Raw genomic sequence first — 24,805 nt, forward strand, 5'->3', positions numbered from 1 at the left:
AAATTAGTTTTTGGGTTCTTGTCGGGGAGCTGAGTTGATATCGAGTCTAACTCTGCTTATATTTTCATAAATAATTTTACGCATTCTATTTATTGCGCCAAGCGGTTTATGCTCAGGTAAAGCATGCCACGGTGTAAAAGAGAGATTTTCACAAAATTGATTCTGTTCAGGTGTATCAAAGCTTTGCTTTGGAATATGAATGGTCGCAACTTGATAAAAAGGTGCTTCATTTTCTTTCCACTCGGTCATTGTATCTTCAACCAGCATTTTAGTCGAAGTTCTTGGCTGTATAAGAAATTCCATACACACGTCTTGCTTTTGCAATGTATCTTTTAAAGCATCTCGTAAAAAATTATGGCTAGGGTGATCAGGTAGAGTTGCAGACACTGTAGAGCAATTTCTTACGGAGTATTTAACCGCTTGACGATCGACACCTAAACCTAATTGATAGGGCACCATAGACCAATACCGTGTATATAATGGATTTGCAATTTTAGAATTACGCGCACCTAAAGCATTCATGGTACCTTTAAAACCTAAAGCAAACGGCATATGAAGCTTTCTGATCATATTATGGCTATTTAGATCGTTCATAAAAGAAAGATATCTTTGCCCGTCATTTACAAAAAAGACGGGGTGATTAATCATAATAAAGTCTTGAGTTGTGGCCTCTTTTTCATTTTCTAAAATTTTCTGACCTGATACACCTAAGATTTTTATTGCCATTCCACGTGCGTCTTTTTCAATATCTGCTCTAGAAGCATCATTAGAAGCATTCGAAAAACGAATCCATGCTTCATAGTTTTTATCTGGAATAAAAATACCTTTTGCAAGTTGAGCTGGTATATTTTTAAGTACATGAAATTCACCACGAACACATCCATGCGCTTTAGGGTGTGCATCACGTAAAGCATTTCCAGCCGTATACTGTTCACGAATCGACTTCTCAATAACTTGATTTATTTGATGAGCTATTACTTCCTCATTTGGTTGTAACTTTTCTCCTAATGCTGTATCGATCTCTGGATAGTCGATATTCTCTGAAGAAGACTTTACTGATGGGATTGTTTGGGAATATAGCGTTTCACTACAACCTATTGATACAAACAGAAGAGGAGCAAATATAAACAAAGCCTTAAAATTGATAGGCTGTATAAATTTTGACATTTATAGTCTCCTCGGTAGAAAAAATATTTTAGAATAATATTAAGTTTTTTGTTTAAGTTTATTTTGAGCTTTTTAAAATTATTCACTGTAAATAATTTAAACGTCATTGTTACTTATCTGAACAGTAAAATAAGAATACTTATTTAATATAAAACTTCTTAATACATTAAGAGAATGACGTCATGATAACTAATCGACAAAATGTGCAAAATAATACTAATACATCACCTCATCCAATTACCCAAAATACACTTATTGATCGGTTTAGTCCTATTTACTGGAGAATAGACGGCCCACAAACCATGTCTTTTGCCATTACAAATTATGGAAATGGATTTGAAGCATCTTTTAGATCACGTATGACAAATGACTTGGTAGGGATTAGCTGGGATTCTTATGATACGAAAGATCATAAACTTTTAGCATATGAAACCAAATATAGTTATGCAGGGGTAGTTTGGGATTTTGATATTGAATTATCGGCTTCTATGCCCGTACTTAATAATCCAGGTTTAACGCCAACTTTAACGGTGTACTATCATGACAATGGCGTAGATAAAATTGTATATATCGTCTTATTTAATTATGCAAATAATCCTTCGTCGCGAACGGCGCATATTCATATTAACTGGGATACAGTTAAAGCCGGTTTTTCTGCTACAGATAGCTTTCCGGTAACCAATATTCAACGTATCTCATTTTCAGGCTTTACTAGCCATTATAACGGCCAGTCAGCTACGCCTTTAAGCCAGCCGGAAGATGGTTATATTCGTATTACCAATTCAGTCGTGACTGGAACAAATGCAAAGTTAAATCTGAGTCGTGTTGTTGTACCCCAGCACAATTACGGAATCTGTACCAGCTATGATGACCATTATGACTTGAACCCGCAGCGCCTAGTCAACAATATGGTCGCTTTGGGATATCAGGGATTGGTAAACCACTATTGTGGAATGTCGCATTATCCTGAAATGACATGGAAAAGCGATATTAATAAATGGCAAATACCAGATACGTTGGTAACAGGTGAGGCAGTCGTCAACGCATGTACCCGAAAATGGCATGAGAAATATGCCCAAGCTCTACATAATGCAAACATGCAACCCATTTTTGGGGTAAGTTTTGAGATGTATTCACTTGGAGCAAATGAGTTTTGGGCACAGCGTGACTGGAATAGTAATTTAGGTAAAACAGGTTACCAACCACCGAGTTATTTCTTTAGCTTAAGTGATCAAAATGCTTTGGCTTATTTGCACAAAGTTTTTATTGAGTTCGCAGATACAATGGTTGCTGGCGGCTGTAATGTTAACATGCAAATTGGTGAACCTTGGTGGTGGTATAACACGGACACGAATCTACCTTGTGTGTATGACTATCCAACAAAATTAGCCTTTAATGCCGATACAGGACTATATGCGCCAGACCTAGGCACAATCTATGAGGCTATGAATAAAACAGGTACGCCGTATGATGAGTTTAAAACTTGGTTAAGAAATAAGTTAGGACAGACCTGTCAAAATATTCGAGCAGCCATTAAAGCTAAATATGCAAATGCTCAAGTGTGTCCTTTAATATTTTTCCCATCCATTCGTTCTCCAATACAAACCCTAGCAACCTATATCAACTATCCAAGCCAGCACTACTCATATCCAAATTTTGATTACATCATGACTGAAGCTTATGACTGGCTTTTAGAAGCTAAATTAGATTTAGCTCATCAAGCTGTTTCTCAGATACCAACTCAAGATTTAGGTTATCCGGCAAATAAAGTTGCTTATTTATCTGGATTTGTACCAGATGCATCTATTGCTTATATCTATGGATTCGACAAAAACAAACCTTATCGAACTCCAATTTGGCAGAGGATTTTTGGCGATATGAAAAATAACGTATTTCTTGGCCTAATGAAGCAGTTTATCTGGGCCTATCCGCAAGTCATGTTCGATTCAATTACAATTGATACGACCCAAGCCCCAAATGGCTTCTTTGTTGAAAATACGCTTTACTCACCAATTAGTGATAACACACCGTATCCACCAGATATTTACCTCTAAGTAAACATAAGCTGTTTATAAGAGAAGTAATCTGATAGAAAACCTCTTCATCTAGGAGGTTTTCTTCTTTTTTTAGTACAGGCTTGCTTAGATGTTTCTGACTGGCTATGCTGTGATGGATTGTCATGAAAGCCAATTTTAATTTAAGCAAAATTAAGCTCTTGTATTACGGTTACATAATCTATTTTGCTCGACTATAAGTACCGAATGATATAAAGGAAACCCAAAGATGAAATCTCGTGCAGCTGTCGCCTTTGCCCCAGGAAAACCTTTAGAAATTGTTGAAGTTGATGTTGCACCACCCAAGGCTGGTGAGGTTTTAATAAAAATTACCCATACAGGGGTATGCCATACCGATGCTTTTACATTATCTGGCGATGACCCAGAAGGTGTTTTCCCAGCGATTTTAGGTCATGAAGGTGCAGGTGTTGTAGTTGAAGTAGGCGAGGGCGTAACAAGTGTTCAACCTGGCGACCACGTGATTCCACTTTATACAGCTGAATGTAAAGAATGCTTATTCTGTAAATCCGGAAAAACTAACTTGTGTGTTGCGGTACGTGCGACGCAAGGTAAAGGTGTAATGCCGGATGGCACTACGCGTTTTTCTTATAATGGTCAACCGATTTACCACTACATGGGCTGTTCAACCTTTAGTGAATATACTGTAGTTGCAGAGGTCTCTTTAGCTAAAATCAATCCTGAAGCGAATCACGAACAAGTTTGTTTACTTGGATGTGGTGTAACGACCGGTATTGGCGCCGTGCATAACACAGCTAAAGTACAAGAAGGTGATTCAGTTGCTGTATTTGGTCTAGGAGGTATTGGTTTAGCTGTTGTACAAGGTGCACGTCAAGCGAAAGCAGGACGCATTATTGTCGTAGATACAAACCCAGATAAATTTGAACTTGCTAAACAGTTTGGCGCTACAGATTTCTTAAATCCAAAAGATTATGACCAACCTATTCAGCAAGTGATTGTAGAAATGACAGGTTGGGGCGTAGATCATTCATTTGAATGTATTGGTAACGTCAATGTTATGCGCTCGGCTCTAGAGTGTGCACATCGTGGTTGGGGACAATCAGTCATTATTGGTGTTGCTGGTGCAGGCCAAGAAATTTCGACACGCCCATTCCAGTTAGTGACGGGCCGTAAATGGTTAGGTACTGCGTTTGGTGGAGTAAAAGGCCGCTCACAACTTCCTAAAATGGTCGAAGATGCTATGAAAGGCGATATTCAACTTGAACCTTTTGTAACACATACCATGCCTCTACAAGACATTAATACCGCTTTTGATTTAATGCATGAAGGTAAATCAATTCGTACTGTCATTCATTTCTAAATGAAGTAAAAAAGGGCTGTGATTCAGCCCTTTTTTACCACTTATAGTTTTATATCTTAAATGGTATTACCACACATGTCAGTGGTACCCTGAGGGTAGTTAAACTGTAGCGCATTACGGTCAGTAATCAGTTCGTTCGACAACTCTTGTCCAAATAATTGTTCGGCATCTATTGATATATCACTTGAAACAAAAAAGCGTATATTCTCAAGTGGCGCAGGCAAAGTAGATTTATATCCTTGATCAACACCATTTATAATAAAGCCAACTTGCTTAGTGTTCTGATTAATATAAATACCTAATCTTTGGTATCCATTTGCATTATTTGTCATGTTTTGACCTTTAGAATATCGACTGTCAGGGCCAGTCTCATCACTAAGTCGGTAAGCTACAGAATAGCTTAATCTAGCAGGATTCTCACCAAAATCTGGATCATAAGTACCCATATTAAACCTAAAATTGGATCTGACGGTATAGCCATTATTTGTTACACCATTAAAACCAATGCCAGAGGAGTAATAAGTAGAATTTCCAAGTGATGAGCTCCCAAGAGCTGAGGTTGGGATCTTAAGCTCTATTTCAAATGCAATAATACCTGTGTGAGGTATTATTAAATCACCAATATCATTAGTAGAATTAAGACTAGCTTTACTTCTAGCTACATACTCTACAGTACCATACTCATTTTCTGGCATAGGCTCTACTTTAAGACTAAATTTTTGGCCAATTATTAATGGGAATATTTTAATTGGCCAATAGTCAGTATGTTCATTGTTCCAAAGATCATAATCTTCTTGAGTCGCATCAAAATTATATTTACAGACTGGGGCAGAGGAATTAAGGGAGGTAGTTTGAGCCAAGAGAGTTTGAGACGCTAACTTTTCATTCTTTGTAGTGGATGGAATGCTTTTAGATACAACTTTTTGGTTAGATTCGCCACGCATTACTGTATTGGTATTTTCAGAAGATACCTCATACATTGCCCAACATAATGTCACTGCACTAACTGCAACTATACCTATTCTTTTCATAAATATTCCTATTAAGTTAAGTATGAAATTCTTAGAAAGTAGTGTTAAAGTAAAATTTATTATTAATATTTAAATATTTGAAATTATTAGGTTTAAAAACTATTGAATATGATTAATCATATTCAATAGTTACAGTAGCCATTGCACGGACCTTACCAGCAGTCACATTTGTTGCTGTTTGATAGTAACGGGCAGTCATCGGTACGTTATATTGAATTGTCTGGTTAGAAGACAATGTACCTAATGCTAATTTGTCACCTTTTTTGATGACCTGATTCTTATTTTGATAGTTCCAGAGTAACTGTACACCTACTCCGTTTGCTTTTTCAGATGTCGGAGCAGTATTTGCAAGTACCTGAGAGTTTGTTCCATCTTGGGTAAAGTCGTAAGTTAAACTAATAAGGTTTTTCTCTTCATAGCCAGTAGGGTTAATACCACCATTACAGAGAATGTTCATATCAAAAGTTTGGTCGCCTTGAGTTGAGCCAACGCCTTTAAAACCTGCCTTTGTGACTGTAGGCAACTGTACAACTTTATTAATATTACCTTGAATCTCACATGAAGAAGAAGCAATGGTAATTGCATTAGCATCAACAGTACTTGTTAAAAACGGCTGATTTGGAAAGCCACGGACGTAATAACTACTATATCTGCCTGGTACTAATGTTCCAGAACCAGTTTGTGGAGCAATTTTAATGATTTCTACAACAAAATAACCTGATGCCAAATAACGAGTACCAGAAATACCGCCACGTTCATAAGGGTAATAACCAGAAAAATTACTGCTATTCTCTGCTTCACGATATAAACGAATACCAATGCCAGGAATATTGGTTGTATAGATGCTATTGCCTAAGGAACTTAATGGATAAGCTTGTGTTAATTGAGCAACTACAGTATCTCTACTATCACAATACATCGCTTGTGTACCGCTACTACTGATAGGGAAAGTTGCTTTCCTTAAAACAGCACCCACTGGATCACTAGGACGTACAACAACACGGCCTACTGCCATGCGAACATCATTTGGTTGATAATTAACTATAATACATGAAGCATTCGCTTCACCATACATACCAAAGCCCGCGGTAAATAGAGCACCCGTTAATAATATTCTTTTCATTTGCAGACAGCCTCGGTCATAACTATGCTTTGTTGTTTATTTCGCAACTCATTACTGATGTTGTACTCAACCGAACAACGTTCATTACTTTCATCACCCCATTTCACATAGAGACGGTCTTGAGCAAGTGGGGTACGTAAGTAAATCATACTACCTTGTGCAACAATACCTACAGCTTCATCTTTCTGGTTAAAGACTTGCGCTGCAAACGGTAAACTGTTGCCATCTGCAGTTTTACTATTAATATAAACTGCATAGCCTGTTTTAGTTGCAAAATCTACTTTCGCAATTGCACCAGCAAATGGGGCAATACGTTGACTTGTTTCTTCAAGTTCAACTTCGCTCGACATTTCTTGTGGGTCAAGAGTAATGTCATTAAGGCGGTATGGCGTAACATAAGGAACTACTGCATAACCCGCTTTATTTACACTTAGACCAACCGTGTTATTCACTTTTGCTCCAGCGGCATCAGGTGCATGCACAAGTACCATGGTTTGGCCTTGCTCAGGTCCAAATAAAATACCGTCAGAATGTGCAACAACACTACCGCTTAAACTTACCATTGCTTGTTGATAAGAATCAGCAATACTATAAGAGCCGCCAACAGTTGCATAGTTAGTACGGTAACGACCATTTGCGTTAAATGTTGGGTTCGCATAGTCTTGATGTGACACAGAAGCGCCGTAACTAAAGCGATCACCCACCATTCCACTTGCACCAACAGTACGGCTGTCTTCAGAAGCAGTAACGTTGACGTTGACTGAATTCTTCTTAAAGTTAATTGGGAATGAAAGCGTCATTAAATATTCAGTATCATGCGACGCATCATTTGAACCGTACTCAACCTTACGGTTAATTGCAGATAAACCATAAGTTAAACCATGGTAGTTATTACTATAACCAATCTGATACTGTTTAGTACTCTCGCTACGATTCCAGTAATCTACCCATGAACCTACCACATAGAAGTTACCCCAACCCTCAGGTAACCCTTGGTTTAAAGTAATCTGGAACTCACTACGTTGACGACCAGCAGCATAAGTGTTTACACCTTTTTCTTCCAGGTCACGTATAAGCAGGGCATCGCGCAATTTATAGAAGTTTTCGGTTGAATAACGGTAAGCTGCAAGTGTTAAGTTTGTGTTGGTCGGGGTAATTAACTTACTATAACTTAAACGGAAACTTTGACCTGATTGTGAAGCCTGTTTTTCAAACTCAGCTTCGGAGTGAGTCACGTCGAATGCAATTGCTCCAATTGGTGTAGCAACGGCAGCACCAAGCAATATTGCAGCGTAATTCTCAGATGCCTGAATTCCGGTATAGCCGGTTAAATAGTTATTAATACCTTGTTGGTATTTACCCTGAATAATCCAAGGGTCCAGATCAATGTCTTGATCACGGAACTGACCTACAGTTAATGAGTAACGGTTCATGCCTGGGCGTAACATCTGTACAACAGAGGCATAAGGCACAGAAAATTTCTGTATTTCACCATTCGCTTCGATAACAGAAACTTCAATTTCACCACCAAAGCCGGTAGGGTAAAGGTCATTAATTTCGAAATTACCTGGTGCAACCGTTGTTTGGTAAATCAATTGGCCCTGTTGACGTACTTCAACTTTTGCATTGGTTTTTGCATTACCACGGATACGTGGAGCATAACCAAGCATACTATTCGGTAGCATTCGATCATCACTTGAAAAATCGATACCACGATAACCATATGAGTCAAATACTTCGCCGTTTGTAAAACTATCCCCAAGTGTTAAAACACCACGATATTTAGGGAAAGCTCTTTGTAAGTATGTACTTGTTTCTTGATAGTCTGATTTAGATTGATTTTCCGCAGGCGTATCTTGCCATTGCCACTGACCATTATGACGTAATTGCCAACCTGCTAAATTTAGTCCAGCCGTAACCCCCATAAAAGCATTGGTCGTTTCGCTTCGGTCACCAGACTGATTAAAAGTTTTATACGCACTACCACTATAAGACAAAAAGCCGGCATTAATCCCGCGATCCCATACGCTTGGGTCGACATAGCCTTGAGCATTTTTTTGTAATGCGACTTGAGGAATTGAAATATCTACACGTAAACGAGACGTATCGAATTCATAAAATGCGTTTTCTACCCATTCTTCAATTTTATAACAACTATTATTTTCTTTTTGAAGGGGAGCGTGCTTGGTTAAAATTTCTTGTTTTACGCCGTATTCAAGAAGGTTCATTCCAGTAAAACAAGTTACGGCATTTTGATTTGGATCTAATGCCTTGAAAATCATGCGGCGTTTACCAAACCATTGACCATTTACATAAACGTCAACGTTATATTCACCTGGTAAAACAGGGTTGCCGTACTTAAATCGAGAAATATCGACTTTCTGAGCGTCACCAATTAAAAAAGCAGAATCAAATTCAGCTTCTACAGGCGCACTCGCAGCTGCTTCTTCAGCATGCACGAACACAGGCATTGTCATTGTAACAACGCCAGAAGCCAAGTAATAACAAATATGGCGTTTTAATAATTTATAAGATTCTTGCCTTTTTTTTGGCATAGCTAAGTCCGCCTACTCACATAATAGGTGCTTAAATTTATTAAAAAGATAATCTGATTACTGAAGTTTTATTTGGTGTTCGACTCGACCACCATAGTCGTTGACATTAATAAAACTCATATCCTGAAGATTGCTATTCTTAAGCTGAATAGAAGCTTCAGAAAAAGGCTTAACCATTAGCCCTTGAGGCAATAAATCAACTTTTTTATCTCCAACCTTTTGATAAACAGAAGTCATCGTAATGTGGAAAGGAGTTGGATTTTTTACCGTTAAATTCTGACCAGATTTAACCCATTGAAGCTTATCTGCTGCTAAATTCGCATCTTCTTTAATTGAAGCCGGACGATAGAAGAATTTGATCCGGGAACGAATTGCAAGTTGTAAGAAGTTATCAGGTGTCGTATCTGCATTTTTTGAGGTAGGTCTTGGTGGAATATCCAAAACGTTTAACCACAAAACAGTTTCTTGCTTCTGGTTAAATTGAGAAGCATTTGGAAGGGCAGTAATACGAAGCGTCTGACTTTTTGTCGCTTCAACACGAGAAATTGGAGGAGCAATCATAAAAGGAACTTTTGATTGATCCGGAGTACTTTTTGGATCACCTTCATCAATCCAAGCTTGGACAAGTGCTGGTTTTGAACCGTTATTGCTAACTTGTAGCGTAACTTCTCTAGCATCCGACGGATAAATTACACGGGTGCCATGAATTACAATTTCTGCTTGAGCGGCAGGAGCAGCAACAGATGAAGCAAACGCCAAACCTAACAAAAAATTATAACTGTTCAATTTCATTTTTCGAGTTCTCAACCAAGAAAGATTCAGGAAAGTGCTACACAAAACAGGGTTTCCATGCGGACATAGAAACCCCGCTATCAATTAATTATTGATAGATAATTGTGTATTGAACAGAAGTAGTTACTTTACCAGCAGTAGAAGCACCAGTTGCATAGTATTCAGCATAGTAGTTAAGGTCAGCACTTGCACCTTCAGCTACGTCAACCCATTGATTGAGCACCGTTTGCACCAGCAGCAAGTACTGGGATGAAGTTATTGTTGCTACCTAAAAGTTGAACGTTAACGTTTTTAGCACCAGTAGCGTCTTGGTTAAGTAAACGACCAGTATTGAAGTCAACAGTTGCACCTGGTTCAAAGTAAGTAGCTACTTTACCTTGTGAACAGTTAGCTAAGTTGATTTGGAAAGGAGTACGGCCAGCAACATCCCCAGCAACAGCTAAAGTTTGTTTAGAAACAGTAGGAAGAGTCACTGTGAAATCTTTACCAGCAGGAGTAACGATGTCACAAGTTTTGTCTGTAACTAAACCATTAATTGTAATTGTACCATCAGCAGCTTGAGCATTCGCAATCCCTACAACCGAAAGAGCAGCGATCAAAGCAAGTTTTTTCATAGTGTTTTCTCAAAAGTCTGGATAAAAGTTTAATTCCTTACTTTTCCAGTGTTTGACATCTTGAAAAGTAATGTAACAATGCTAACACTTTTTAAACAAAATGCAAACTATGTCACATTATTTTTTTATAGTTTTAATTGTGTCACACTTTTAGGATTCAGTTAACAGCTAGTTAACACAGCTTATATAACTGTTTTATAGATAGTTTTTATTGTTTAGAAGAAAGGAATCGTAGAGATAAGAAAATTACATAAGGCTACTATGTAATTAGAAAAGAATTAAACAATTTACGTGAAGAATAAGCTTAAATTCTTACAATACAATTATATAGAATAAATTATGCAGATGTATATAGAAAAAAGATACAAATAGACATTTTTGCAGAAAAAGAGTGACCCAATACCCAATTCATAAAAAATTATGTTGAATTGTATGAATCACTCTTTTGCCAGCTTCTATAGTAATAAGATCAAATATGATGAAATGAGCTTAATGATAATTGATAAGTATAATCTTTCGATTAGAACCTAGACTTTCAATGCTAGTGTCCATCTTCTCTGTATGTTGAGCTAATTTATAGAGACTATCTTTATTTAAATATTCACTATCAAGTTTAATATTCAAATTATTGACTTCGTTACATTCTATCTCATTACTTTTTGTTGAGCATGTGTCTTCAACAATATTTCCTTTGATCATTATTGTGTTATTTGCATAACAAAATAGTGGGGAAGTAGAAAATACCGCCAAAACCAAAATTTTAAATATATTATTTTTCATTTTATAAGTACCTATTTATTAAATAGTTAATATAAGTGATACAATATTTTTTATTTAAAAACAATATATAAATCAATTTCAATTAAAAAACATAAAATAATATGTGACCCGTATCTCACTAATTATTTAATTTGTTTAAATAGGTTTTATTTCTACATCTATTTTATTAAAACGATAATTAAATCACACTTTACAAATATTAATGTATCTTAGTTATTGTAAAATTAAATTATTGATAATAAATGCTTTAATTAAAATTAAAAAAATTTAACCTAAAATACCAAGCTAAAAAATAATTTAATTAATTATAATATTTATTGAAATAATATATATTCACGAAAATTAAAAGTAATGTTTTAGCTCAGATTTTTTATTTATACGAATTAAAATATGAAAAATAAAATCACTTTTGAATAGGTTGTAAATAATTCTCGTATTTATTTAATTTTACTTAAAAACTTAAGGTAATAATAAGGCGAACTAAATTAGAAGATTTAATCTTTAAAGTATTTAAAAGGAATACAGAAAGTTGAGTATCAGAATGATTATTTTAAAATTTCTGTAATGATAAAGTTGTTTGAATTTAATTGAGTAGTATAAGGAGCATGGTTCATCTGAAATTTAATTTAAATTTTAATTCTTTAGCCAAAGACGATCATCTAAATTTAAGTGCAGCAAAGATTCTAAGAAAAGCTATACAGTGATCAATAAAATTATATTAGCTATGTAAAGCTAAATAGAGAAAGATGAATGTCATATTTATGCTCAGATAGTGATGTTTAGCCAAATAACTTTAAAGCTACGTAAAGAGAGCTTTAGATCTGAAAGATAGAAATAACTAGGGATTAGTTTAAACTATATAATTGTTCGTATAATGTATATTATGTTAAATAAAGGATTTGGAAACCTACCATATATAAGGCTTTGCTTACTCTGTGTTGTTGCTCTAGCTACATTTGACCTTTACTGTAATCCACCACAAATTGATTAGGTATAAGTTCACTCCTACACATGCAGCAAAACTTTATTTAATTTAATTCATAACAAATTTAAGAAATTCTCTATTACTTGTTTGGGTCAACCTTAACCCTATTAATCTAATTTAATCTGTTAGCAAAATCTGACAACATGAACTTTATACAATGTGTTTATTCATAAAACTTGTTCTTCAGTGCCCTTATTGCTTATTGATATATGGAAAAGGCTTATAAGTTAAATATTTAAACTATTTTCTTAAGAAACATATACATCCTTCTCATCAATTTTACCTTATCTTTACGCTAAATCTTTGATTTCAAGTGATCACACATGACTAAAAGAACAATAAATATTTATGGTGCCAGACAAAATAACCTTAAAAATATTTCATTGAAGATTCCTAAACATAAAATCGTTGTCTTTACTGGAGTCTCTGGTTCAGGTAAATCTTCTTTAGTTTTCGAGACTATTGGCGCAGAAGCTCAAAGACAAATTAATGAAACTCAAGATAGTTTTGTACGTAATCGCTTGCAACATTTTGGTGTTACTGACGTTGATAAAATTGAAAATTTAAATGTACCTGTGATTATTAATCAAAAACCTTTAACGGGCAATATTCGCTCAACTGTTGCAACAATTACAGATATTTATGCCAATCTTCGCTTGTTATTTTCACGTATGGGTGAGCCGTTTGTTGGATACTCCAATGTCTTTTCTTTTAATCACCCAAATGGCATGTGTCCACAATGCGAAGGTATTGGAATCGAGCAAACAATTGATATTTACAAAATATTAGATTTAGATAAATCCTTAAATGAAGAAGGTGCTATAGACTTCCCTACTTATCAACCTACAGCATGGCGTTGGACGCGATATGCAGATTCAGGTTACTTTGATTTAGATAAAAAATTAAAAGATTATAGTGAAAAAGAATGGGACTTATTTTTGTATGCTCCTCAGCACAAGCCTTTAAACCCGACAAGTAAATGGAGAAAAACCGCACTTTATGAAGGACTAATTCCCAGATTTGAGCGTAACTTTTTAAAAGGTGAAGCACAGGAAAGAAATCGTTATAGAAATAAACTTGAGCGAATTATTACAATCAAAGAATGCTCCTTATGTAAGGGACAACGGCTAAATCAAAAATCCTTATCTTGTAAAATTAATGGTAAAAATATTGCGGAATGTACGGCCCTATCCGTATCAAGTCTTTTAGAGTTTCTCGAATCGATAAAAAGTGAAAAATTTGAAACCGTTTTGCACGAAATAAAAAATAAACTCAATAACTTAAATCTCGTTGGACTCAGCTATTTAAACCTTAACCGCGTCAGCAATACATTGTCGGGAGGAGAATCACAACGAATTAAAATGGTTAAACATTTGGGTAATAGTCTGGTTGACCTACTCTATATTTTTGATGAACCAAGTATTGGCCTGCACCCCAAAGATTTAGATAATATTATTAAAATTATTCAAAAAATTAGAGATAAGGGAAATAGTGTTTTATTGGTTGAACATGATCCTGATCTTATTAGAACAGCTGATCATGTCGTTGATATGGGGCCTCTTTCTGGTATTAACGGCGGTGAAATTATTTACCAAGGAACTTTTGAAGAGTTAAAAAATTCATCAGGTTTAACAGGAGCGTTTTTTAGAAGGCCAAATACCTATAAGAAAGAACCACGTATGGGCAATGAATGGATTTCAATTAAAAATGCTCATTTATTCAATTTAAAAAATATTGATGTCGACATTCCTAAGAACTGTCTAACCGTTATTACAGGAGTCGCTGGTTCAGGAAAAAGCACATTAATAAGTAAAGTATTACCACAACAATATCCTGAAACAAAAGTTGTTGATCAATCTGCAATTACTGCAAGTATTCGCTCAAATTTATTGACCTATCTTGACCTTCTTGATCCGATTCGTCAGCTATTTGCAAAAACAAATAAAGTAAGTGCCAAGCTCTTTAGTTTTAATAGTGAAGGTGCTTGCCCTCAATGTAAGGGATCTGGTATCGAAAGGGTTGAACTTGCATTTTTAGATGATATTGAAATGACATGTGATGTTTGTCATGGTTCTGGATATGCACCTGAAGTTTTAAAATATCTTTATAAAGATAAAAATATTGCTGAAATTTTAAAAATGACGGTTGCAGAAGCAAGCAACTTTTTTGAAGATCGAATTTTACAGCAACAATTTAATTCTTTGATGAGTTTGGGGCTAGACTACATTGCAATCGGCCAACGCTTAAATACATTTTCGGGTGGTGAGCGTCAAAGGTTAAAACTCACAAAACAAATTAATGAAACAGATAATATTTTTGTATTGGATGAACCGAGTACAGGTCTACACCCTTCTGATACTGAAAAACTAATTAGTTTATTAAATAACTTAGTTGAGAAAGGCAACACAATCATTGTGATTGAACACAACTTAGACATCATAAGTCAAGCCGACTGGATTGTTGATATTGGTCCTTTGGCGGGTGACAAAGGTGGTGAATTGGTATTCTCAGGAACTGTTAGCGGTTTGCTTTCAGCAGAAAAATCTTTAACAGGTTATTATTTGAAAAAATATTTAGAGCTGTAAAAAAATATAGGCTAGTCTGACTTTTTATATAAATTTAAAACCCCAAAGACTATAAATGGCTGACATTTATTAGTTAGTAATATTCTCTCATTCAGATCAGTAAAAATGCATCAGAGGAAATTGAGTATTTCCCCTGATGCATTGAACTTAAGATGAGATTTTTTTCTTAGAGGAAAATAGCTTTTCTACTGCCCCCAGAATGAAGATAAAAAACACGGGAACAAAGAAAATAGCCAGAATGGTGGCTGAAATCATGCCACCAAAAACCCCTGTGCCTAAAGCATGTTGTGTTTCTGAACTTGCACCTGAGGCAATCACCAAAGGAATTACACCACACGTAAATGCAAGTGATGTCATCAGAATTGGCCGTAAGCGAAGTTTGGCTGCGGCAACAGTGGCTTCAATCAAACTCATGCCTTCTTCTTTCAGCATTTTCGCAAATTCAACAATCAAAATTGCATTCTTTGCCGATAGACCAATAATGGTAATTAGCCCGATTTTGAAGAACACATCATTCATTAACCCTCTAGACATAATGGCAATGATTGCTCCAAAAATACCGAGTGGCACAACTAACATCACAGAAAGTGGAATTGCCCAGCTTTCATAGAGTGCAGCCAAGACAAGGAAAACCACTAACATGGATAAACCAAGTAAAAAGGCCATTTGTGATTCAGACTGCTTTTCCTGTAAGGAAATACCTGTCCACTCGTAGCCAATACCTTTCGGTAATTTCGCAATCAGTTGTTCCATTTCACGCATTGCTTCACCCGATGACGTATCGAAGTTAGGAATACCAGCAATACTCAAAGATGGTCGTCCGTTGTAACGATTATATTGTTGCGGTGCCTTATTCCATTGTGGCGTTACAACTTCTGATAATGAGACTAATTGACCGCTTGAACCCATGACTTTCAGATTCAAGATATCTTTCAATTGCATACGTGATTTAGCCTCAACTTGTACAATGACTTGTTGCATACGTCCTTGATTAGGGAAGTCATTGATATACATTGAACCCATTGATGTAGAAATGATGTCTGAAACATCAGAAAACTTAACACCAAGTGCACTAAGCTTTTCACGGTCAATTTTTAAAGAAATATTGTCACCTTGTGGCAACCCTTCATTCCAAACCATATAGAACTTTTTATTCTTGGCTGCCATTGCCATAAGTTCATCTTGAGCAGCCAGTAAAGCAGGCATACCTAAGTTAGCTCGATCTTGTAAACGCAGACTAAAGCCAGAGAAAGTACCCAGTTCATCAATTGCAGGTGGAAGTACCGCCATTGTTTCACCTTCTGTGCTATTCGCCATGGAAGTATTAACGTCGCTTGTCATCTTAGATGCAGAGCTAGTCCGCTCTTTGAAGTCTTTAAGTGTTGTAAAAGCCACAGCTACGTTTTGGCCTGCGCCACTGAAACCCCATCCCAAAATGGTGGTATTACTTTTTACATCGGGATTATCTTTCAAATTATTTTCAAATTGATTGACTACATTCCGAGTACGCTCTGCGGTTGCATCTGAAGGTAGCTGGAACGAAGTCATGAACCAACCTTGATCTTCCTCTGGCATAAATGCTGTTGGCCAATATTTCATTCCGGCAAAGGTAATACCGGTAATTACTAAAAAGATCACCATCATTGGAACTGTATGTTTGATGATTTTAAGCAGCATCAATTCATACTTTTTAGTGACTTTATCGAAACTACGGTCAAACCATGCAAAGAAGCCCTTCTTCTGATGATGCCCATCGATTGGCTTTAAAATTGTGGCACAAAGTGCCGGTGTTAAAATGAGTGCCAATAGCGCTGAAAATAAAATAGATACCGACATGGTCAAGGTAAACTGTTTATAGATTACCCCTACAGAACCACTCGCAAATGCCATAGGTAAAAATACTGCCGCCAATACCAGCGTAATACCAATAATCGGGCTGGTAATCTCTTTCATTGCTTTAGAGGTTGCATCTTTAGGCGATAATCCTTCTGTCGCCATAATCCTTTCTACGTTTTCAACCACGACAATGGCATCGTCGACAATAATCCCGATGGCAAGCACCATACCGAACATGGTGAGTACGTTAATTGAAAAGCCGGCAAGCAACATCACGGTAAAAGTACCGAGTAAGGCAATAGGCGCCACAATTGCTGGAATAAGCGTATAGCGGACATTATGTAAAAATAGATACATCACAATGAAAACCAGAACCATGGCTTCAAGTAATGTATGAATTACCTTTTCAATTGAAATTTTAACAAACGGCGCGGTGTCGTAAGGAATACTAAACTCCATGCCTTCCGGTAAATTTAGCTTCAATTCTTCAATTTTTGCTCGAACACCTTCGGCAGTTTTCACGGCGTTAGCACCCGGGCTTAACTGAATTGCTGCCGCGGTAGCAGGCTTACCATTTTCCAAAATGGCAAAGTTATATGCCTGTGAGCCTATTTCTACATTGGCAACATCAGATAACTTAATTACGCTACCGTTAGTTTTACTTTTTAAGCTAATATTTTTAAATTGCTCGAGACTAGACAATTGCCCTTGAGCAGACAATGGAATAGTAATGAGCTGGCCTTTTTCAGCTGGTAAATCACCAAGTCGGCCGGGTGCAATTTCGACATTATTTTCACGAATGGCATTATTCACATCACTAATCGATAAACCGTAAGAAACAAGCTTATTCGGGTCGACCCAAATACGCATAGCTTTCTCGGCACCGAAAGATTGAACCTTCCCTACACCTTCGACACGTTTTAGCTCTTCTACAACATTTCGAACCAAATAATCACTCAAATCAACTTCGGAATATTGATTATTTGGAGAGTTAATCCCGACCAGCATTAAAAATCCGGACGATGAAGCCTCAACCTGTAAACCTTGCTGACGTACAACTTGCGGTAAGCGAGCTTCTACAGCCTTGATTTTATTTTGAACGTCAACCTGAGCCATTTCCACATCTGTGCCTGGTTTAAACGTAGCCGTAATCTCTGCTGTACCGGAGGTATCTGTTGTCGCACTATAGTAGAGTAGATTTTTTACACCCGATAATTCGCGCTCAATTAAGGTTACAACGCTATCGTTAATGGTTTTAGCTGTAGCACCAGGATAAGTCGCACTAATATTCACCTGTGGCGGGGCCACACTTGGAAAACGTGCAATTGGCAGTTTAGGAATACTCAGCAATCCAAATATAATAATAAAGATCGCGATAACCCAAGCAAAAACGGGGCGACGAATAAAAAATTGTGACATCATGGTTGTGCTCCCTCAGCTATAGAAGTTTTGGTTTCTACACTTGAAGCATGATTTGCGACGGTTGGTGCTTTCCATGCTGCCAATGCCAATTTTTGATTTGGCTTAATACGCTCAATACCTTCAACAACGACTTTGTCACCGACTTTCAAGCCTTTGTTAGCGATATAGAACTGCTCATATTGCTGTCCAATTTCGATAGGACGAATTTCCGCTGTACCTTGGGCATTGATGACATATACCTGAGGCTCGCCACTGATATTACGTTGGATCGCTTGCGCCGGAACCAATAGCGCTTGAGGAATAGAAGCACGGTCAATATTGACACGCACATACATGCCCGGAAGTAATTTTCGTTCAGTGTTATTAACTTCAATACGGAATGTGACATCGCCTGTTTCCGGGTCAACATTAATATCTTCAAACAACATTTTTGCTGTGACGTTATAAGGTTGCCCGTGGCTATTGGTAATACGAACGGTTTTATCACTATTTGCTGATAATTCACCGCTTTGTAGCGCAGCTTGTAGGCGCTCATACTCACTAACTGATTGCTTTACATCAACATAGACTTTATCAATCTGTTGAATAGTTGCCATCGTATTGGTATCGCCCTGACCGACCAATGCACCTTCAGTGACAAAAGATTGCCCAATACGCCCAGAAATAGGCGCTCGAACTGTTGCATATTGCAGATTCAAGTTTTGTCTGGCCAGCAATGCTTTCATTTGAGCGACATCGGCTAGAGCCTGACGATACTGAGCTTGAGCATTACTTACTTCTTGCTTACTAATTGCATTACTTGGTAATAGCTGCTCATAACGTTCTAGCTGAACTTTGAGTCTTGCTACCTCAGCTTCAGCTTTATTGAGAGAAGCTCTATTGCTATTTACATCTGCCTCAAAAGTCTCGGAATTAATTTTATATAAAGCTTGTCCTGCTCTAACTTCACTACCCTGTTTAAATAAAACCTTTTCAATGATACCTCCGACTTGCGGACGGATTTCCGCCGTACGGAATGCATGTACACGTGCAGGAAGATTTTCACTAAAATTTACCGATTGCGGTTGAATGCTTAATACACTGACTTTAGCCGGTGGTGGCTCAGCTTGAGCGACTTCTTTTGAATCACACCCCTGTAATATCAGCCCAATAGATAAAAATAAAGGAAGTAAAAGATGCTTTTGCATACTGTCCAAACCTAGTGAGTTTTTGATGTTCGTATTATTTTTGATGAGTGTGTAGGGATAATCACTAAAGTGTGGAGTAAGTGTGGAGAAATACGGATAATTTAGCGTATGATGAGTTGAAGCACTTTCTATAGCCAGATTATCTATGTTTGATCATTCTTTTTCTTTTGATTGCCAAGATAAAGTTATTCTTGTGGTAGAAGATGACTACGATATTGGCGACATTATTGAAAATTATTTAAAACGTGAAGGCATGAGTGTTATTCGGGCCATGAATGGAAAGCAAGCGATTGAATTGCACGCTAGCCAACCCATCGATTTAATCTTACTTGATATTAAATTACCCGAATTAAACGGTTGGGAAGTATTAAATAAAATACGCCAAAAAGCTCAGACTCCCGTGATCATGCTGACGGCGCTAGATCAAGATATTGATAAAGTTATGGCATTACGCATAGGTGCAGATGACTTTGTGGTGAAGCCTTTTAACCCAAATGAAGTCGTCGCTAGAGTTCAGGCAGTTTTAAGACGTACTCAGTTTGCAAATAAGGCAACTAATAAAAATAAACTCTATAAAAATATTGAAATTGATACCGACACTCATAGCGTTTATATACACTCTGAGAATAAGAAAATCTTGCTTAATCTGACGCTAACTGAATATAAAATTATTTCATTCATGATTGACCAACCTCATAAAGTTTTTACGCGCGGAGAACTTATGAATCACTGCATGAATGATAGCGATGCACTAGAGCGAACCGTAGATAGCCATGTAAGTAAGCTGAGAAAAAAACTAGAAGAACAAGGCATATTTCAAATGTTAATTAATGTGCGTGGCGTGGGATATAGGCTAGATAATCCCCCAGCTGTAAAAGATGACGCCTAAATAATATTAAAAAATAGCTAGGGAATATTTTATGAAAAGTAAGTTAGGAATTAGTAAGCAACTTTTTATTGCCTTAACTATTGTAAATTTAAGCGTTACGCTATTTTCTGTAGTACTGGGTTATGTCATTTATAACTATGCGATTGAAAAAGGCTGGATTAGTTTAAGCTCATTTCAACAAGAAGATTGGACCAGTTTTCATTTTGTAGACTGGATCTGGTTAGCCACTGTTATCTTTTGCGGCTGTATTATTTCATTAGTGATTGGCATGCGCCTTGCAAAGCGTTTTATTGTGCCAATTAACTTCTTAGCCGAAGCAGCAAAAAAAATTAGTCACGGCGACCTCTCTGCTAGAGCTTACGATAACCGAATTCACTCCGCCGAAATGTCGGAGCTTTTATATAATTTTAATGATATGGCTCAAAAGCTAGAGGTTTCAGTTAAAAACGCGCAAGTTTGGAATGCTGCCATCGCTCATGAATTAAGAGCTCCAATCACAATTTTACAAGGCCGCCTACAAGGCATAATCGACGGCGTTTTTAAACCTGATGAAGTTCTATTTAAAAGCCTTTTAAATCAAGTTGAAGGTTTATCTCACTTAGTCGAAGACTTACGGACTTTAAGCTTGGTAGAGAACCAGCAACTCCGGTTAAATTATGAATTGTTTGACTTGAAGGCGGTAGTTGAAAAAGTTCTTAAAGCATTTGAAGATCGTTTGGATCAAGCTAAGCTAGTACCAGAACTTGACCTAACGTCCACTCCTGTATATTGCGACCGCCGTCGTATTGAGCAAGTTTTAATTGCTTTAATTGATAACTCAATTCGTTATTCAAATGCAGGAAAACTTAAAATCTCTTCAGAAGTGGTTGCAGACAACTGGATATTAAAAATTGAGGATGAAGGCCCCGGCATTGCAACCGAGTTCCAAGACGATTTATTTAAGCCTTTCTTTAGATTAGAAGAATCAAGGAATAAAGAATTTGGCGGCACAGGTTTAGGTCTTGCTGTTGTACATGCAATTGTTGTGGCACTGAAAGGCACTATTCAATATAGCAATCAAGGCTCGAAAAGTGTTTTCACCATAAAAATTTCTATGAATAACTAAATAACCTCCTGACCCTAAGTTCTCTTTTGACTTTTTACCTTAAAATTTTTATTGAAATGCCATATCTAACCTTACCAAGATTTATAAAATAATTTTTATAATTTAAATAATGGATAACTAGATATGGATCGTTTTAAAGCTATTTTACTTATTACAAGTACATGTTTAACAACAACTCTTTATGCCAAACAACAAGTCGTCTGTGTATTTGACCCAATTGGTAAATCGGGAGACGCTTTCGCTTTAGCCAAAGATTATGCACTTGAAGCCAAAAATTGGGGAGCTGATCTATCTTTAAAAGCATATGTTGATGAACGTGTAGCTGCTGAAGATTTGAAAGTTGGAAAATGTGATGGCGCTATTATTAGCGGTTTACGTGGCCGTCAGTTTAATAAATATACAGGATCTTTAGATGCTGTTGGTGCATTAACAAATATGAAAACGGCAATTAATGCCTATAAGCTATTGTCCTCACCAATGGCCGCAAAAAACATGGTGGTAGGTCCTTATGAAATTGCAGGTTTAGGCACAATTGGTCCTGCCTATTTATTTGTAAATGATCGAAGTATAAATACTCTCGCCAAAGCTGCCGGTAAAAAAATTGGGGTATTTAAATACGATGAAGCGCAACCAAAGCTTGTTCAACATGTCGGTGGTCAGGCTGTATCGGTAGACGTTACCAATGCCGGTGCAAAATTTAATAACCATGAAATTGATATTGTGCCCGCTCCTATTGTTGCGTTTAAACCTTTTGAACTCTACAAAGGTTTAGGTGAGAAAGGAGCAATTGTTCGTTTTCCTTTGACTCAAATTTCAGCAAACTTCATTATACGTAAAGACCAATTTCCAGCAGGTTTTGGGCAAAAGTCTCGAACTTGGGTAGCCAGCCAACTCAATAGAACATTTGGCATCATTGCTAAATATGAAAGTGATATTCCTTCAAAATATTGGATGGATATTCCGAAAAATGAACAATTAAACTATATGAAAATGATGCGCGAGGCTCGTATACAGCTAACCAAAGCAGGTATCTACGACCCCAAAATGATGAACTTTTTGAAAAAAGTAAGATGTAAAGAGAACCCAAGTAATTTTGAATGTGCATTAAACGATGAATGAACACTCAAAACATCTGCATATCTTTTTTAAAGCATTTGTATAGAGCTAACAGGTAGAACCTATAGTATAAGTTCTACCTTAACTCATTCATTTCTTCTCTAGCTTGTTGTGGTGTTTTACCCGACCACTCTTTATAAGCCCGTGTAAATGGACTGTGCTCGGCATAACCTAACAGTAAGGCTATTTCTACAATTTGTAGCCTTAGATCTTTTAAATACGATTTTGCCAATTCGTAACGAACAATATTTAATTCTTTCCGAAAATTCGTACCTGCCTCGGTTAAACGGCGTTGCAAGGTTCTACGTGAATAATTTAATCGCTCTGCAAGCTGTTCAATAGTGGGTTCGCCTTGATGAAGTAAGTAAGCAATCTGTTTACGAACTTGATCTGTAATTTCATCAATATGTGGCAGACTTGCCAGTAATTTGTCGGCATGTTTTTCAAGTATGGCAACTAAGGCGGCGTCGGAGTTTTTAAGCGGTAGACTTAAGATTTCCTTATCAAAACGCATCAGTGCCACGGGTTGCTCAAAAAGCACAGGACAACCAAAATACTCCTCATAAGGCTGAACATTTTCAGGCCGTTCATGAATAAAATGTATTTCTTTAAGTCTTTCTTTTCCTCTAATGAGACTACGGCAAAATTGAACTATAACGGTACGGCCAGTTTCATCCGATAAAGGGCCGACTTGCTCACCTTTTGTATCCCATGAAAGTTCTACATATTCAGTATAAATGCGAACAGTGGCAGGATAAACGTCATAGACAAGCCGCTGATATCGTTCAAACCTTTCTAAAACCGCCCCCAGATTTTCACAGGCAAGAAAGACTGACCCTAAAACACCTAGATGCTGTGCTGTAATGGTTTGACCCACATGCAAACCAATAAAAGGGTCATTTAAATAATCTTTAGCAATAATGAGAAGACTTTCCCAATGGTCGATATCTACGCCTTCTAAATGATTTGAATCTGCTTTAGGCCATGGTTCACCCAGCACCTTTTCTGGGTCATGTCCTAGTTTTTCCAGATATTCAAATAATAACTGAACATAGATTTCAGAAATCCTTCTTCTATACAACGGCTTATTCAATCCATTCATTCCGTATAGTTCTAATTTGGCGCCAATTATCAATTAGTGTACTTAAAGCTTTCAAGCAAAAGCAAATGACTAAAAATACCTGTTCAATCCAAATTTTGGCGCAAAGTGTCAAGCAATATGGCAGCTTTCATCAAGCCCTATCTCATTATTTTTCAGAAGATAGCGTTATAGCCAATATTGAGAAAAATACGATGGGTAAAAGTCTAAATAATGTGCCCCAAGCGCCACTAGATGTTCAATTTGATTCAAATGGCATGAAATGCAGCGCCTATTTATATCGTCCAGCGACCGAGGCCACTACACCAATTATTGTGATGGCGCACGGTCTGGGTGGTACTCGTAGAATGCGTTTAACCGCTTTTGCAGAGCGCTTTGTGGCAGAGGGTTATGCTTGTTTAGTGTTTGATTATCGCTATTTTGGTGATAGCGAAGGACAACCTCGACAATTACTAGATATCAAAAGTCAGCTCAAAGACTGGAAAGCTGCCATTGCCTATGCACGTAGCCTAGACAAAATTGACCCAAACCGCGTAGTTATATGGGGGACTTCTTTCGGTGGAGGCCATGTGCTGGCAACAGCTGCTGACGATAACCGACTTGCTGCTGTTATATCACAATGCCCCTTTACTGATGGTTTCTCATCTAGCATGGCAATGAATCCAATAACGACTCTCAAGCTCACGGCACTCGCTTTAAAAGACAAGATTGGATCAATACTCGGCGCCAAGCCAGTCATGGTACCTCTTGCAGGTCCGTCAGGACATACAGCATTAATGAATGCACCTGATGCTTATTCAGGCTATCTCGCACTCATGCCTTCAGGTTCAAATATTCCAAACCATGTCGCTGCCCGTTTTGTACTCGACATCATACGCTATTACCCAGGCCGTAAGACATCACGTATTCAAGCGCCCGTGTTGTTTTGTGTCTGTGATACCGACTCGGTGGCCCCCTCAAAAACAACATTGCGTCATGCGAGCCATACACCCAATCATGAAATTAAGCACTACGCCGATGGTCATTTTGAAATTTACGTTGGAGAAGCTTTTGAGCGTGTTGTTCGTGATCAGATCGACTTTCTTAAACGCATCGTTCCAGTCAAGTAACAGTAAATTTAAAATAT

The 24,805-nt window shown here is 37.2% G+C and carries 16 protein-coding genes and 1 pseudogene; 7 read left to right on the top strand and 10 right to left on the bottom strand.

What is annotated here, in order from left to right:
- Positions 1-3 precede the first annotated feature (3 nt).
- Positions 4-1,167, bottom strand: coding sequence for a catalase family protein (locus GO593_RS16475; RefSeq protein WP_000032771.1), 1,164 nt, complete (start codon positions 1,165-1,167; stop codon positions 4-6).
- A 182-nt stretch (positions 1,168-1,349) separates the two neighbouring features.
- Between GO593_RS16475 and GO593_RS16480 the strand changes: the two genes are divergently transcribed.
- Positions 1,350-3,221: a non-contractile tail sheath protein gene (locus GO593_RS16480; protein ID WP_000632250.1), complete on the top strand. Its 1,872-nt coding sequence runs from the start codon at positions 1,350-1,352 to the stop codon at positions 3,219-3,221.
- Between the two features lie 229 nt (positions 3,222-3,450).
- Positions 3,451-4,560 (top strand): S-(hydroxymethyl)glutathione dehydrogenase/class III alcohol dehydrogenase, encoded by a 1,110-nt coding sequence (locus GO593_RS16485; protein WP_000842127.1) that lies wholly within the window; start codon positions 3,451-3,453, stop codon positions 4,558-4,560.
- 56 nt (positions 4,561-4,616) lie between these two features.
- Here the strand turns inward: GO593_RS16485 and GO593_RS16490 are convergent, their stop codons facing one another.
- The 6 genes and pseudogenes from GO593_RS16490 to GO593_RS16515 all read right to left on the bottom strand — a co-directional run bounded on the left by GO593_RS16490 (position 4,617) and on the right by GO593_RS16515 (position 11,455).
- Entirely contained in the window at positions 4,617-5,591 is a 975-nt protein-coding gene (locus tag GO593_RS16490) for a DUF4882 family protein (protein ID WP_000821115.1), read from the bottom strand.
- Between the two features lie 112 nt (positions 5,592-5,703).
- Complete coding sequence (locus GO593_RS16495) at positions 5,704-6,714, bottom strand: fimbrial protein (protein WP_000821732.1); 1,011 nt, start codon at positions 6,712-6,714, stop codon at positions 5,704-5,706.
- On the bottom strand, positions 6,711-9,269 hold the full coding sequence (locus GO593_RS16500; RefSeq protein WP_001124962.1) for a fimbria/pilus outer membrane usher protein: 2,559 nt from the start codon (positions 9,267-9,269) through the stop codon (positions 6,711-6,713). The genes GO593_RS16495 and GO593_RS16500 overlap by 4 nt, the downstream gene beginning before the upstream one ends.
- Positions 9,270-9,326: 57 nt before the next feature.
- Entirely contained in the window at positions 9,327-10,061 is a 735-nt protein-coding gene (locus GO593_RS16505; protein ID WP_000774086.1) for a fimbrial biogenesis chaperone, read from the bottom strand.
- Between the two features lie 88 nt (positions 10,062-10,149).
- Positions 10,150-10,675, bottom strand: a pseudogene (locus tag GO593_RS16510) (fimbrial protein).
- Between the two features lie 489 nt (positions 10,676-11,164).
- Positions 11,165-11,455 (bottom strand): hypothetical protein, encoded by a 291-nt coding sequence (locus GO593_RS16515; protein ID WP_000794351.1) that lies wholly within the window; start codon positions 11,453-11,455, stop codon positions 11,165-11,167.
- A gap of 1,308 nt (positions 11,456-12,763) precedes the next feature.
- On the opposite strand from GO593_RS16515, the gene GO593_RS16520 reads away from it, so the two are divergent.
- Positions 12,764-15,025: an ATP-binding cassette domain-containing protein gene (locus tag GO593_RS16520; protein ID WP_000166999.1), complete on the top strand. Its 2,262-nt coding sequence runs from the start codon at positions 12,764-12,766 to the stop codon at positions 15,023-15,025.
- 147 nt (positions 15,026-15,172) lie between these two features.
- On the opposite strand, the gene adeB is transcribed toward GO593_RS16520, so the two are convergent.
- Positions 15,173-18,283, bottom strand: coding sequence for a multidrug efflux RND transporter permease subunit AdeB (gene adeB / locus GO593_RS16525; protein ID WP_000987607.1), 3,111 nt, complete (start codon positions 18,281-18,283; stop codon positions 15,173-15,175).
- The gene (gene adeA / locus GO593_RS16530; protein WP_001169091.1) at positions 18,280-19,470 is read right to left on the bottom strand and encodes a multidrug efflux RND transporter periplasmic adaptor subunit AdeA; all 1,191 of its coding nucleotides are present in this window, start codon (positions 19,468-19,470) and stop codon (positions 18,280-18,282) included. Before adeA ends, adeB begins: the two co-directional genes overlap by 4 nt.
- Positions 19,471-19,615: 145 nt before the next feature.
- Between adeA and adeR the strand changes: the two genes are divergently transcribed.
- The 3 genes from adeR (at position 19,616) to adeT1 (ending at position 22,583) form a co-directional block, all read left to right on the top strand.
- A complete protein-coding gene (gene adeR / locus GO593_RS16535) occupies positions 19,616-20,359 on the top strand; it encodes an efflux system response regulator transcription factor AdeR (RefSeq protein WP_000459547.1) in 744 nt (247 codons plus the stop codon).
- Positions 20,360-20,390: 31 nt separating this feature from the next.
- A complete protein-coding gene (adeS, locus tag GO593_RS16540; RefSeq protein ID WP_000837455.1) occupies positions 20,391-21,464 on the top strand; it encodes a two-component sensor histidine kinase AdeS in 1,074 nt (357 codons plus the stop codon).
- Between the two features lie 123 nt (positions 21,465-21,587).
- Positions 21,588-22,583 (top strand): putative multidrug efflux protein AdeT1, encoded by a 996-nt coding sequence (gene adeT1, locus GO593_RS16545; RefSeq protein ID WP_000373596.1) that lies wholly within the window; start codon positions 21,588-21,590, stop codon positions 22,581-22,583.
- 73 nt (positions 22,584-22,656) lie between these two features.
- On the opposite strand, the gene GO593_RS16550 is transcribed toward adeT1, so the two are convergent.
- The gene (locus GO593_RS16550) at positions 22,657-23,682 is read right to left on the bottom strand and encodes an AraC family transcriptional regulator (RefSeq protein ID WP_001013802.1); all 1,026 of its coding nucleotides are present in this window, start codon (positions 23,680-23,682) and stop codon (positions 22,657-22,659) included.
- 191 nt (positions 23,683-23,873) lie between these two features.
- On the opposite strand from GO593_RS16550, the gene GO593_RS16555 reads away from it, so the two are divergent.
- Positions 23,874-24,788 (top strand): alpha/beta hydrolase, encoded by a 915-nt coding sequence (locus tag GO593_RS16555; protein WP_025079730.1) that lies wholly within the window; start codon positions 23,874-23,876, stop codon positions 24,786-24,788.
- Positions 24,789-24,805: the final 17 nt, after the last annotated feature.

It is taken from the genome of Acinetobacter baumannii (assembly GCF_009759685.1).
In the GTDB taxonomy this organism is placed as follows: Bacteria; Pseudomonadota; Gammaproteobacteria; order Pseudomonadales; family Moraxellaceae; genus Acinetobacter; species Acinetobacter baumannii.

Coding starts and splice junctions, on each gene's coding strand:
- adeT1 (WP_000373596.1), top strand. CDS start 21,588: ATGGATCGTTTTAAAGCTATTTTACTTATTACAAGTACATGTTTAACA.
- GO593_RS16520 (WP_000166999.1), top strand. CDS start 12,764: ATGACTAAAAGAACAATAAATATTTATGGTGCCAGACAAAATAACCTT.
- adeR (WP_000459547.1), top strand. CDS start 19,616: ATGTTTGATCATTCTTTTTCTTTTGATTGCCAAGATAAAGTTATTCTT.
- GO593_RS16495 (WP_000821732.1), bottom strand. CDS start 6,714: ATGAAAAGAATATTATTAACGGGTGCTCTATTTACCGCGGGCTTTGGT.
- GO593_RS16550 (WP_001013802.1), bottom strand. CDS start 23,682: ATGAATGGATTGAATAAGCCGTTGTATAGAAGAAGGATTTCTGAAATC.
- adeB (WP_000987607.1), bottom strand. CDS start 18,283: ATGATGTCACAATTTTTTATTCGTCGCCCCGTTTTTGCTTGGGTTATC.
- GO593_RS16555 (WP_025079730.1), top strand. CDS start 23,874: ATGGGTAAAAGTCTAAATAATGTGCCCCAAGCGCCACTAGATGTTCAA.
- GO593_RS16505 (WP_000774086.1), bottom strand. CDS start 10,061: ATGAAATTGAACAGTTATAATTTTTTGTTAGGTTTGGCGTTTGCTTCA.
- adeA (WP_001169091.1), bottom strand. CDS start 19,470: ATGCAAAAGCATCTTTTACTTCCTTTATTTTTATCTATTGGGCTGATA.
- GO593_RS16480 (WP_000632250.1), top strand. CDS start 1,350: ATGATAACTAATCGACAAAATGTGCAAAATAATACTAATACATCACCT.
- GO593_RS16485 (WP_000842127.1), top strand. CDS start 3,451: ATGAAATCTCGTGCAGCTGTCGCCTTTGCCCCAGGAAAACCTTTAGAA.
- adeS (WP_000837455.1), top strand. CDS start 20,391: ATGAAAAGTAAGTTAGGAATTAGTAAGCAACTTTTTATTGCCTTAACT.
- GO593_RS16500 (WP_001124962.1), bottom strand. CDS start 9,269: ATGCCAAAAAAAAGGCAAGAATCTTATAAATTATTAAAACGCCATATT.
- GO593_RS16515 (WP_000794351.1), bottom strand. CDS start 11,455: ATGAAAAATAATATATTTAAAATTTTGGTTTTGGCGGTATTTTCTACT.
- GO593_RS16490 (WP_000821115.1), bottom strand. CDS start 5,591: ATGAAAAGAATAGGTATAGTTGCAGTTAGTGCAGTGACATTATGTTGG.
- GO593_RS16475 (WP_000032771.1), bottom strand. CDS start 1,167: ATGTCAAAATTTATACAGCCTATCAATTTTAAGGCTTTGTTTATATTT.